This window comes from Streptomyces sp. NPDC043427 (assembly GCF_056436655.1).
Map to the genome: position 1 here is coordinate 160,216 of NZ_JBWKCC010000011.1, position 11,561 is coordinate 171,776.

General features: G+C 72.9%; 8 protein-coding genes. 4 read left to right on the forward strand and 4 right to left on the reverse strand.

What is annotated here, in order from left to right; genetic code table 11:
* Positions 1 to 90 precede the first annotated feature (90 nt).
* Positions 91 to 1,836 (reverse strand): malto-oligosyltrehalose trehalohydrolase, encoded by a 1,746-nt coding sequence (treZ, locus tag AC067M_RS20120; protein WP_478698347.1) that lies wholly within the window; start codon positions 1,834 to 1,836, stop codon positions 91 to 93.
* A 173-nt stretch (positions 1,837 to 2,009) separates the two neighbouring features.
* On the opposite strand from treZ, the gene AC067M_RS20125 reads away from it, so the two are divergent.
* From AC067M_RS20125 to AC067M_RS20135, 3 genes are all read left to right on the forward strand, one after another.
* A complete protein-coding gene (locus tag AC067M_RS20125) occupies positions 2,010 to 2,561 on the forward strand; it encodes an FHA domain-containing protein (protein ID WP_478698348.1) in 552 nt (183 codons plus the stop codon).
* A gap of 141 nt (positions 2,562 to 2,702) precedes the next feature.
* Positions 2,703 to 4,067 (forward strand): M14 family zinc carboxypeptidase, encoded by a 1,365-nt coding sequence (locus AC067M_RS20130; protein ID WP_478698418.1) that lies wholly within the window; start codon positions 2,703 to 2,705, stop codon positions 4,065 to 4,067.
* Positions 4,064 to 4,462 carry an SSI family serine proteinase inhibitor gene (locus AC067M_RS20135; protein WP_478698349.1) on the forward strand — a complete coding sequence of 133 codons (399 nt, stop codon included), beginning with the start codon at positions 4,064 to 4,066 and terminating at the stop codon, positions 4,460 to 4,462. Before AC067M_RS20130 ends, AC067M_RS20135 begins: the two co-directional genes overlap by 4 nt.
* A 16-nt stretch (positions 4,463 to 4,478) precedes the next feature.
* On the opposite strand, the gene AC067M_RS20140 is transcribed toward AC067M_RS20135, so the two are convergent.
* From AC067M_RS20140 to glgX, 3 genes are all read right to left on the reverse strand, one after another.
* Positions 4,479 to 5,729 carry a M14 family zinc carboxypeptidase gene (locus AC067M_RS20140; protein ID WP_478698350.1) on the reverse strand — a complete coding sequence of 417 codons (1,251 nt, stop codon included), beginning with the start codon at positions 5,727 to 5,729 and terminating at the stop codon, positions 4,479 to 4,481.
* Positions 5,730 to 5,994: 265 nt separating this feature from the next.
* A complete protein-coding gene (gene treY, locus AC067M_RS20145; protein WP_478698351.1) occupies positions 5,995 to 8,349 on the reverse strand; it encodes a malto-oligosyltrehalose synthase in 2,355 nt (784 codons plus the stop codon).
* An 82-nt stretch (positions 8,350 to 8,431) separates the two neighbouring features.
* Positions 8,432 to 10,540: a glycogen debranching protein GlgX gene (gene glgX, locus AC067M_RS20150; RefSeq protein WP_478698352.1), complete on the reverse strand. Its 2,109-nt coding sequence runs from the start codon at positions 10,538 to 10,540 to the stop codon at positions 8,432 to 8,434.
* Positions 10,541 to 10,724: 184 nt separating this feature from the next.
* Here glgX and AC067M_RS20155 point away from each other — a divergent pair, with 184 nt between their 5' ends.
* Positions 10,725 to 11,546, forward strand: a complete 822-nt coding sequence (locus AC067M_RS20155) for a Tat pathway signal sequence domain protein (RefSeq protein ID WP_478698353.1) — start codon at positions 10,725 to 10,727, stop codon at positions 11,544 to 11,546.
* The last annotated feature ends 15 nt before the right edge of the window (positions 11,547 to 11,561 follow it).

The window sequence follows — 11,561 nt, forward strand, 5'->3', positions numbered from 1 at the left end:
GCCGGGGCCCGCGAGCCCGGCATGATCCAAACGAAAGACCCTAGGCGGCGAGAGCGCGCCTCTGAGGGGCGGACGTCCGGCGGGCGTACGTCACTCCTGGATCAGCACCACACACGACTCCCCGGGCAGCCGGAGCACGCCGTCCGCCCCCGGCGCCTCCACCGGCTCCCACGCGGCCAGGACCTCGATCGGGCGCGTCCCCAGGGGGATCTCCGCCGCCTCCTTGCCGAGGTTCACGGCCACGCGTACGTCACCGCGCCGGAAGCCGAACCAGCGGGCGGCCGCGTCGTAGGCCACCTTGGTGTCGGCGAGGTCGGGATCGGTGAGGTCCGCCTGCGCGTGCCGCAGGGCGATCAGCCGGCGGTACCAGTCGAGCACGCGCGCGTGGGGCTCGCGCTCCGGTTCGGACCAGTCCAGGCAGGACCGGTCGCGGGTCGCCGGGTCCTGCGGGTCCGGTACGTCCTCCTCGGCCCAGCCGTGCTCGGCGAACTCCCGCCGCCTGCCCCGGCGTACCGCCTCCGCGAGCTCCGGATCGGTGTGGTCGGTGAAGAACTGCCAGGGTGTGCCCGCCGCCCACTCCTCGCCCATGAACAGCATCGGCGTGAACGGCGCGGTCAGCGTCAGTGTCGCCGCACAGGCCAGCAGCCCCGGCGAGAGCGTCGCCGAGAGACGGTCGCCCTGCGCGCGGTTGCCGACCTGGTCGTGGGTCTGGCTGTAGCCGAGCAGCCGGTGCCCCGCCACGCGCGAACGGTCCAGGGGACGTCCGTGGGCCCGGCCCCGGAAGCTGGAGTACGTGCCGTCGTGGAAGTAGCCGCCCGTGAGCGTCTTGGCGAGCGCGGCGAGAGGAGAGCGCGCGAAGTCGGCGTAGTAGCCCTGGGCCTCACCGGTGAGCGCGGTGTGCAGGGCGTGGTGGAAGTCGTCGTTCCACTGTGCCTGCAGGCCGAGGCCGCCCTCCTCGCGCGGGGTGACGAGACGCGGGTCGTTGAGGTCGGACTCGGCGATCAGGAACAGCGGTCGGTCCACCTCGGCGGCCAGGGCGTCCACGGCGCTCGACAGCTCCTCCAGGAAGTGGCACGCGCGCGTGTCCTTCAGCGCGTGCACCGCGTCCAGCCGCAGCCCGTCGATCCGGTAGTCGCGCAGCCACGCCAGCGCGCTGCCGACCAGAAAGGCGCGCACCTCGTCCGAGCCGGGCGCGTCGAGGTTCACGGCGGAGCCCCACGGGGTCTGGTGCCGGTCGGTGAAGTACGGCCCGAAGGCGGGCAGGTAGTTGCCGGACGGGCCCAGGTGGTTGTGCACCACGTCGAGGACCACGCCCAGGCCGAGTCCGTGCGCCCGGTCCACGAAGCGCTTCAGCGCCTCGGGTCCGCCGTACGGCTCGTGGACCGCCCACAGCGAGACGCCCTCGTACCCCCAGCCGTGCCGTCCCGGGAACGGGCACAGGGGCATCAACTCGACGTGCGTCACGCCCAGTTCGACCAGATGGCCGAGCCGCTCGGCGGCCGCGTCCAGGGTGCCCTCGGGCGTGTAGGTGCCCACGTGCAGCTCGTACAGGACCGCGCCCTGCAGCGGCCGCCCCGCCCACCGGGTCTGCCACGCGTGCCGCCCCTGGTCGACGACCGCGCTCAGCCCGTCCGGCCCGTCCGGCTGCCGGCGCGAGCGCGGGTCCGGCCGTACGGGGCCGTCGTCCACCGCGAAGCCGTACCGCGAGCCGTCCCGCGCCTCGGCCTCACCGGTCCACCATCCCGCCCGCTCCGGATCGCGCTCCAACGCGCGCGTGGCGCCGTCGCACTGGAGCGTCACACGATCGGCCTGCGGTGCCCACACCTCGAACTGCACGGACGGTTCCCCTTCGTCTGCTCACCGTGATGTAGCCCGTCCATCGTCCTTCAAACGAGATCAAACCGCTTTCGAATCACCCCTTTACCGGCGGGTCACGTCGGCCACGCGCGTGTGGCCGACGTTTCTCCGTTTTCTGGACACCCAAGGTTTACTGACCGACAATCAGCAACGTGACGTCGTCCTTCGAGTTCAACACGTACCCCGCGCGGCTGTCCGACGCGGAGCGCGACAAGGCGCTGAAGGTGCTGCGTGACGGCGTCGCCATGGGCCGCCTGTCGCACGACACGTTCATCCGGCGCATGGAGCTGGCCCTCTCGGCCCGCCGCTCCGACGAACTCGTGGCGCTCACCGCCGACCTCCCTCAGGAGAACCGCCTCGCGCGCCTGGTGTTCGGCACCGTCGAGGCGGTCTCCGGGTTCACCGTGCGGCTGCGCCGGGCCTGGCAGGCCGAGCGGCTGCCCAAACTGCTGCTGCCCCACCCCGGCCACGGGCATCCGCTGCGCATCGGCCGCGACCCCGCGAGCGGATTGCGCCTGAACCACGAGACGGTCTCGCGCGTGCACGCCGAACTCAGTCGTCAGGGCGGCATGTGGGTCCTGCGCGACCTCGGCTCGACCAACGGCACGACCGTCAACGGACGCCGGGTGATCGGCGCGGCCGTCGTCCGGGAGGGCGACCAGGTCTCCTTCGGGCACATGGCGTTCCGGCTCTCGACGGACTGAGCCGCCCCCGACCTTCTGGCCAAGGCTTCACGCCCCGCAGTGGGTCAAGTGCCGTCACGCACGGTGGTGTTGACGTAGTCCGCGAGTCGTGACTCACTGTGCGTACATCATGTACATCAGGTGAACCGACGGCACCACAGGGTGGAGGTGTGTGCGCTGCCGCCACTCCTCCGCTATCCGACCGTCGACGAGCTGGGCGCCCGGGCTGCCGCACTCGTCGCCCGCCGTCCGCGGGACGCCCGACTGCGCCGCATCGGCACCTCCCGCGCGGGCATCCCCCTGTGGCTGCTCTCCGTGGGGCACGGCAGCCGTCATGTGCTCGTGGTCGCCGGACCGCACGCCAACGAGCCGGTGGGCGGCGCCACCGCCCTGCGCCTCGCCGAACGGGCCCTCGCCGACCCCCGGCTCACCGAGGGCACCGACACGACCTGGAACCTGCTGCTGTGCGTCGACCCCGACGGCCTGCGCCGCAACGAGGGCTGGCTGCCCGGCCCGTACACCCTCGGCCACTACTTCCGGAACTTCTTCCGGCCCGGCTTCCTCGAGCAGCCCGAATGGCTGCCCGACGGCGCGGCCGGCGCGGCGCTGCCCGAGACCCGCGCGCTGCTCGAACTCCAGGACGAGCTGCGCCCCTTCCTCCAGTGCTCCCTGCACGGCGTCGACGTCGGCGGCGGCTTCGTCGAGCTCACCCACGACCTGCCGGGCCTCACCGACCGCGTCGCCCACACCGCGGCCCGCCTCGGCATACCGCGCGAACTCGGCCCGTACGACACCCTGTACTGGCCCGGCCTCGGGCCCGCCGTCTACCGGATACCACCGCCGCGGCGGGGCGACCTCGCCGCGGCCATCACCGAGGCGGCCGTCGAGTCGACGTGGTTCCACCCCCACCGGCACGGCACGGTCACCGCGGTCGTCGAGGCACCCATGTGGGGCGTGGCCGCCGTGGAGGACGACTCGCCGCCCGACGACCGGGACGCGGTGCTGCGCACCGTCAGCAACACCCTGCGCCACGACACCCGCGCCCTGGAGCGCATCCTGGCCCGCGTCCGGCCCCACCTCACGGACGTCCCGGACGCGGCACGCCTGCTCGCACCGGTCGACGACTACGTCCTCGTCTGCCCCGGCCTCGCCGACGCCTGGGACCCCGACGTCGGTGACCGGGAGCGCCCGCTCCCGCCGCTCAGCACCGCCCACCTGGCCGCCCTGCGCATCGCCGGACGGCGGCTCGCCCTGCGCACGGCGGGCCTGCTCCACCAGCTCGTGACCGGCCCCGGCCGCGACCCGTCCGGGGTGCTGCCCGAGCTGGACCGGCTCGTCGACGCGTGGTGTGCCGACTACCGCGACGGCTGCGGGGCGCGCTGGATACCGGTCGCACGCCAGGTCGAGTACCAGTCCCGCGTGGTCCTCGCGACGTTCGAACTGGCCGCGCGGTACGCGCCCGCGTGCTCCCGTTCGGGTGAGCCGGGCTGGGGGAGCGGGGCCGCGGTGCCGATGCATCGGGAATGACGCGATACTCGAATCCCAAGACGGCCGTGCGGGGTGGTCTGCTGGCGGCGGCCACCCTCCTCCTCACCGCCGCGGCCCCGGCGGCGGCGACTCCACCCGGCCACTGGCTCTATCTCACGGTCACCCGAGGCGACGCCTCGCGCGGCACCCTGCTGCAGTGCGACCCGCCCCGGGGCCACGCGCGTGCCGCAGACGCCTGCGCGGAACTGAGCGCGGCCGGCGGGGACATCGGCCGCATCCCGCCCACGGACGCCATCTGCACGATGCTGTACGCCCCGGTGACCGTCCACGCGCGCGGTGTGTGGGGCGGGCGGCCGGTCGCGTACGAGCGGACCTTCTCGAACGGGTGCGTGCTGGCGGCGCGGACGGGGTCGGTGTTCGCGTTGGACGAGTGAGGGCGGGCCCTGCGGCTCATGTCTGCCTCGCGCCCGCGTGCAGCGCCGCCGCGACGACCGTGCGGGACTGGTGCTCGACCTGGTGCTCCAAGGGCACCCAGCGGGCCCGGAAACGCTCCGCGAAGGCGTCGCTCCAGGTCGCCACGAGCCGCTCCAGGCGCGGTGCCACACGGTCGTCGCTCTCCCGCAGGACCCGCAGCAGCATCGCCGCGGCCCGCAACGGCAGGCGCCTGCCGAACGCGTCCACGCTGCCGACGTACGCCATCGTGGCGTCGGCGGGCGGCGTGCGCATCCAGTCCGCGGCCAGCCCCGGTATCAGCTCCAGCGCCCACCGCGCGGACCGCAGCAGCGGCCCGTCGACGCCCTCCAGACGCGGCCGCGCATCGGCGAGCACCCGCTCCACCTCCAGCGCGTCGCGCAGCAGCCGGTGGGCCAGCCTCCGCATCGCCGCGGCCGGCGCGGGATGCGGCGCCGGGTCGTCCACCAGGTCGCTCGCCCACATCGGCACCTCGACCACCGCGGTCAGACCGCCGTAGCGGTGCGTGTGGTACCAGGTGCTGCGCCGGGCGTCGTCCGGCATGCTCGGGTACACCGCGTCCGCGCCGGGGTCGGGCATCACGTGCACGCCGGGCCCCGACGCGGGCCAGCCCGCGGCGTCCGAGGCACCGGTCTCCACCGGGATGTGCAGCTCGGCGGCCGACTTCGCGAACGGCTCGGCGAGACCGGGGATGTCCTTGGTCAACTGCACCCAGCTCCCGCCCAGATCGGTGCCGTGCAGCGTCACCTGGAGGTAGGGCCGCAGCTCGTCGATGACACCCGTGAGGGCGCGCGTCTCCGGGGGCAGCCGGTCCGGCGGCAGCACGGCGGGCGACCACTCCGGCTGCTCGGGACCCGCCGGCCGGAAGAACCCGAGGTGGTACTCCAGCAGGCTGCGCGGCGCCGGCGTCACGTGCAGGCTCGCCCCGTCGGGGTCCGCGCAGAGCAGGAAGTGCCAGGACCTGCCGTCCCGTAACGCCCGCTCGTGCAGCACCCGTTCAGCGAGCGCGAGGAGCGTGCGGCCCCCGGTCGGCTCGTTCGCGTGGGCGCCCGCGACGACGAGCACGGCCCGCCGCGCGTGCCCCACCGACAGCAGGTACAGCGGTCTGCCCGCGCGGGAGACACCTACTTGTCTGAGCGCGCACAGGGCAGGCCGGCGTGTGGCCAACGCCCGTGCGGAAGAGACCAGTTCGACGAGCGTGGGGTAGCGCAGCTCCGGCAGTGGACTCACCCCCGTCATGTGTCCGCCCGGCTTCGCATCCGCAGTACCCCACGGTCTCTGTGAACTGTCAAGGACGCGCAGGGGGGGGGAGGCCGTGGGGGGCGCCCGGAAGCATTCGCCGCGACCGGCGACACCAAGTCGGTACGGGTTCGGCAGCCCCTCGAAGGAGCGCGGGGCTGTGTCCGTCTGCGGCTCCGCCGCGGGGCGCGACCCGCCACGACAGCCCCGAAGACGACCGACGACCGATCGCGGCACCTCCGGCGGAGCGCAGCGCCTACTCGCCGGCCCGCTCCAGCAGTGCCACCGGCAGCTCCGCGAACAGCTCCGCCACACGCGCGTGCCCCGTGAACTCCCGCTCCGGAGCCAGTACGTCGACCCACCGCCCCGGCGGCAACGGCAGCCGTGTCTCGCGCCAGCCGCCTGCCTCCGCCAGCCGCAGCGACAGCCGCGTCACCGCGGTGACCACCTCGCCCGAGCGGGCGAACGCCAGACAGTGCGCCCCCGCCGGACCGTCGGCGGCCAGCGGCGCGTACGTCGCCGACTCCCCGAAGACATCGGGCCGACGCCCGCGCAGCCGCAGCGCGGCCGCGGTCACCGCGCCCTTGTCACCGGCGTCCTCGGGCGGGAAGTCCACGGCCCGCCGGTTGTCGGGATCCACCAGGGCCCGGTACTCGCCCTCCGTGCCCTGGTAGACGTCCGGCACGCCCGGCATCGTCAGATGGAGCAGCGCCGAGCCGAGCACGTTGGCCCGGATGTGCGGCTCCAGCGCCTTGCGGAAGGCCGCCACAGGGGCGCCTGGAGGCCCGCACGGGCTCGCCGCGACGAACGAGGTCACCGCCTCCTCGTACGGCGGCTCCTGCTCCGTCCAGCTCGTGTACAGGCCCGCCTCGCGCACATGCTTCAGCAGCGCCTGCTGTACGCGGTCCTCGGTCGCGGGCCCCAGCCCGAACACCGTCTGCCAGGCCGCCCACGCCAGCTGCGCGTCCGGTCCGCCCTCGGCGGTGTGGGTCACCTCGGTCAGGATGTCCGCCCAGCGTTCCGGGCACTCGGTGAGCACGGCCAGCGCCGCCCGGACGTCGGCGCTGCGCTTGGTGTCGTGGGTGGACACGACGGTGCCGGTGGCGGGCCAGTCGCGCTGCACGCGCGCGCAGTACGCGTGGAACTCCTCCGGTACGAGGGCCGGCCGGCCGGGATTGCCGCCCACCTCGGTGGCCGACAGCAGCGGCACGTACCGGTAGAAGGCGGTGTCCTCCACCGACTTGGCCCGCAGCGCGGAGGAGGTCTGCGCGAACCGCGTCCGCAGCTCCACCTGCTCAGGACCCTCACCGCCCGCCCGCCCGAGCAGCAGATCCCGTACGACGTCGACCGCACCGCCCTCCTCCGGCACCACGAAGGCGAGCCGGGCCTCCGCGGCGGCCTCCTCGGTGACGACGGCGGCCGCGTCCTGGGAGGCGTACGGGCGGTAGACCTCCAGCCGGACCAGCAGCTCCTCCAGCGCGATGCGCAGCGTCCAGGGCGCGCGGTCACGCAGCGCCGGATCGGGCGAGGTCTCGCACAGGCGGTGCACGACCCGGGTCAGCCGGTCCATCTCGGCGGCCAGCTCGTGCGACAGCACCCGGTACGCGGCGCGCCGCACCGTCGCCTCCCACTGCCCGCCCCGGTCCGCCTGCGGCGCCGCGAACCGCCGGTACTGGCCCAGCAGTTCCCCGGCCCCCGCCGGGTCCGTGAGCACGCCGTCGACGTGCCGCAGGGCGTCGTAGCCGGTGGTGCCCGCGACGGGCCAGGACGCCGGCAGGTGCTCGCCGTCCGCGAGGATCTTCTCCACGACCGTCCAGCGGCCGCCGGTCGCCTCGTGCAGCCGCCGGAGATAGGCGTCGGGATCGGAGAGCCCGTCGGGATGGTCGACGCGCAGCCCGTCGACGACACCCTCGTGGACCAGCTGGAGGATCTTGGCGTGCGTGGCCTCGAACACCTCGGGATCCTCGACCCGCACCCCGATGAGTTCCGAGATGCTGAAGAACCGCCGGTAGTTGAGCTCGGTACGGGCCAGCCGCCACCACACCGGCCGGTACCACTGCGCGTCCAGGAGCTGCGGCAGCGGCAGCCCCCCGGTGCCCTCGCGCAGGGGGAACACGTGGTCGTGGTAGCGCAGCACGTCCCCGTCGACCCGCAGGTTCCCCAGCTCCGCGCCGACGGGCCCGCCGAGCACCGGCAGCAGCACCTGCCCGCCCTGCGCCTCCCAGTCGATGTCGAACCACCGCGCGTACGGCGACTCGGCGCCCTCGCGCAGCACCTCCCACAGGGCGTGGTTGTGCCGCGGGGCCATGGCCATGTGGTTGGGCACGATGTCCACCACCAGGCCCAGACCGTGCTCCCGCGCGGTGCGCGACAGCGCCCGCAGCCCCTCCTCGCCGCCCAGCTCCTCACGCACGCGCGCGTGGTCCACGACGTCGTAGCCGTGCGCCGACCCGGGCACGGCCTCCAGGACGGGGGACAGGTGCAGGTGCGAGACGCCGAGCGAGGCCAGGTACGGCACCGCGGCCGCCGCGGCCCCGAAGGGGAACTCGGGCTGCAGCTGCAGCCGGTAGGTGGCCGTCGGCACCGCCGTGTCCGCTCGCTCAGATGTCATGCAGACCTACGTACCCGCCCCACCGCCTTTCCTGTCATGGACCCCGCCACCTGCTCCGACCCGGGCCCATACGAGTGACGCCCTAGTCCGGCCGCCGCAGCACCGTCATGCTCCGGTCCACCAGGGTGAGGCTGTCCCCGGCCTGCACCTTCGCCTCCGCCCCCGGGGCCACGCCCTCCGGGAGCGCGGTGTCCACCACCACCTGCCACTGCCGGCCGTGGTTGACCGGGACCACGAACTCCAGGGTCTTCGGCGAGGCGTTGAACATCAGCAGGAAGGAGTCGTCGGCGATCCGCTCCCCGCGCGCGCCGGGTTCGGAGATCGCGTTGCCGTTGAGGAACACCGTCAGCGCCGACGCCTGCGCCGAGTCCCAGTCCCGCTGGGTCATCTCCTTGCCCTCGGGAGTGAACCAGGCGATGTCCGACAGCTCGTCGTGGGTGCCCTCCACGGGCCGGCCGTGGAAGAAGCGCCGCCGGCGGAAGACGGGGTGTTCCTTGCGCAGCCCCACCAGCGCGCGCGTGAAGTCGAGCAGCTCGCTGCCGTCCTCGGGCCACCGCACCCAGGCCAGCTCGCTGTCCTGACAGTAGGCGTTGTTGTTGCCGCGCTGGGTGCGCCCGAACTCGTCGCCGTGGCTGATCATGGGCACGCCCTGGGAGAGCATCAGCGTGGCGATGAAGTTCCGCATCTGCCGCTCGCGCAGCTCCAGCACGCCCGGGTCGTCGGTGTCGCCCTCCGCCCCGCAGTTCCAGGACCGGTTGTGGCTCTCGCCGTCCCGGTTGTCCTCGCCGTTGGCCTCGTTGTGCTTCTCGTTGTACGACACCAGGTCGTGCAGGGTGAACCCGTCGTGGCAGGTCACGAAGTTGATCGAGGCCAGCGGACGGCGGCCGTCGTCCTGGTACAGGTCCGACGAGCCCGTCAGCCGGGACGCGAACTCCGCGAGCGTGCGCGGCTCGCCCCGCCACAGGTCCCGCACGGTGTCGCGGTACTTGCCGTTCCACTCGGTCCACAGCGGCGGGAAGTTGCCCACCTGGTAGCCACCCTCGCCGACGTCCCACGGCTCGGCGATCAGCTTCACCTGCGAGACGATCGGGTCCTGCTGCACCAGGTCGAAGAACGACGACAGCCGGTCCACCTCGTGGAACTGCCGCGCCAGCGTCGCCGCGAGGTCGAAGCGGAACCCGTCGACGTGCATCTCGGTGACCCAGTACCGCAGCGAGTCCATGATCAGCTGGAGCACGTGCGGGGAACGCATCAGCAGGGAGTTGCCGGTCCCCGTGGTGTCCATGTAGTAGCGGGGGTCGTCCGCGAGGCGGTAGTACGACGGGTTGTCCAGGCCCCGGAAGGACAGCGTCGGGCCCAGGTGGTTGCCCTCGGCGGTGTGGTTGTAGACGACGTCCAGGATGACCTCGATGCCGGCCTCGTGCAGCGCCCGTACCGCCGACTTGAACTCCAGGACCTGCTGCCCGCGGTCGCCCCAGGAGGCGTACGCGTTGTGCGGGGCGAAGAAACCGATCGTGTTGTAGCCCCAGTAGTTGTTCAGGCCCATGTCGACCAGCCGGTGGTCGTTCACGAACTGGTGCACCGGCATCAGCTCCAGCGCGGTGACGCCCAGCTCCACCAGATGCTCGATGAACGCCGGATGCGCGAGCCCCGCGTACGTGCCGCGCAGTTCCTCCGGCAGCCCCGGGTGACGCATCGTGAGGCCCTTCACATGGGCCTCGTAGATCACCGTGTGGTGGTACTCGGTGCGCGGCCGCCGGTCGTCGCCCCAGTCGAAGTACGGGTTGACCACGACCGACGACATCGTGTGCGGCGCCGAGTCCAGGTCGTTGCGCCGCTCGGGCGCGCCGAAGTGGTAGCCGTACACCTCCTCGCCCCAGCTGATCGAGCCGCTGATCGCCCGCGCGTACGGGTCGAGCAGCAGCTTCGCCGAGTTGCAGCGCAGTCCGCGTTCGGGGGCGTACGGCCCGTGCACCCGGAACCCGTACCGCTGCCCCGGCATCACGCCCGGCAGGTACGCGTGCCGCACGAACGCGTCGCTCTCCCGCAGTTCCACCGCCGTCTCCGAGCCGTCGTCGTGCAACAGACACAGCTCTACTCGGTCCGCGGCCTCCGTGAAGACCGCGAAGTTCGTGCCGGCGCCGTCGTACGTGGCACCGAGTGGATACGCCTCTCCAGGCCAGACCTGCATGGACACGACTCTTCCAGGTGTGTGGCGCGCCCGGTGGCGCCTTGCTCCGAGTCTCCCCAAAAGTGAGGGAACCACCTACGACTTACGTCCCTCTTACCGGCCGACCAGTGCATACGCGGTATGCCGAATCAGTGGGGCAGAAACGAATACTCCCAAGGGACACAGGGGGAGTAGGGAGAACAACGTGCGCAAGACAGTGCACCGCCATCTGGGCAAGGTGGTGGCCGGTGCGGCCGTAGCGGTGGCGGGGACCGCCGCGATGGTCGCGATCACCCTGCCGGGCACGGCGGGCGCGGGGGAAACGGGAGGAACGGGCAGCGGCCCGGCCGCTCAGCAGGCGGCACAGGAGCAGGGCGGGGCGGCTGCCGCGCCGCAACCGGGCGTCGTCGAGAAGGCGGCCACCGAGGGGCAGAAGGGCAAGGGCCTCGACCCGCTGACCGACGACGAGACGGAACGCGTCGCAAAGCTCGCGGTCAACCGGCAGCTGCTCGACTCCAGCGAGAACGTCGAGGGCGCCCGCGGCCCGCAGCGCCTCACCGTCGACCTCGCCGAGCCCGAGGCCGGCGAACTCGACGCCACGAACGCGCCCCGCCGCGCGGTGGTGACGTTCTACGACTACAAGAGCGACGAACTCGTCACCAAGACCGTCAACCTCGACACCGGCAAGGTCGAGCAGACGACCACCCAGCACGGCGCCCAGCCGCCGCTCAGCCGCGCCGAGAACGTCGAGGCGGCACAGCTGCTGATCGCCGACCCGCTGGGCGCGGACCTCAAGGCGGACTACAAGGACGCCACCGGCAAGGAGCTCACCTCGCCGGACCAGCTCCAGCTCAACGCCGCCATCTACCGGGCCACGCCGGGCGCCCAGCCCGCCGCGCTCGACAAGTGCGGCGAACACCGCTGCCTGCGGCTGTTCCCGAAGGTGAAGAACGGGCCCTGGATCGACGCCCGTCACCTCATCGTCGACCTGAGCGCCCGCAAGGTCGCCGAGCTCGACCGCGGCTGAGCCCGCACTCCATCC

Bases quoted from the DNA above. Each gene is read 5' to 3' on its own strand.
- AC067M_RS20135 (WP_478698349.1), top strand. From the start codon at position 4,064: ATGACGCGATACTCGAATCCCAAGACGGCCGTGCGGGGTGGTCTGCTG.
- treY (WP_478698351.1), bottom strand. From the start codon at position 8,349: ATGACATCTGAGCGAGCGGACACGGCGGTGCCGACGGCCACCTACCGG.
- glgX (WP_478698352.1), bottom strand. From the start codon at position 10,540: ATGCAGGTCTGGCCTGGAGAGGCGTATCCACTCGGTGCCACGTACGAC.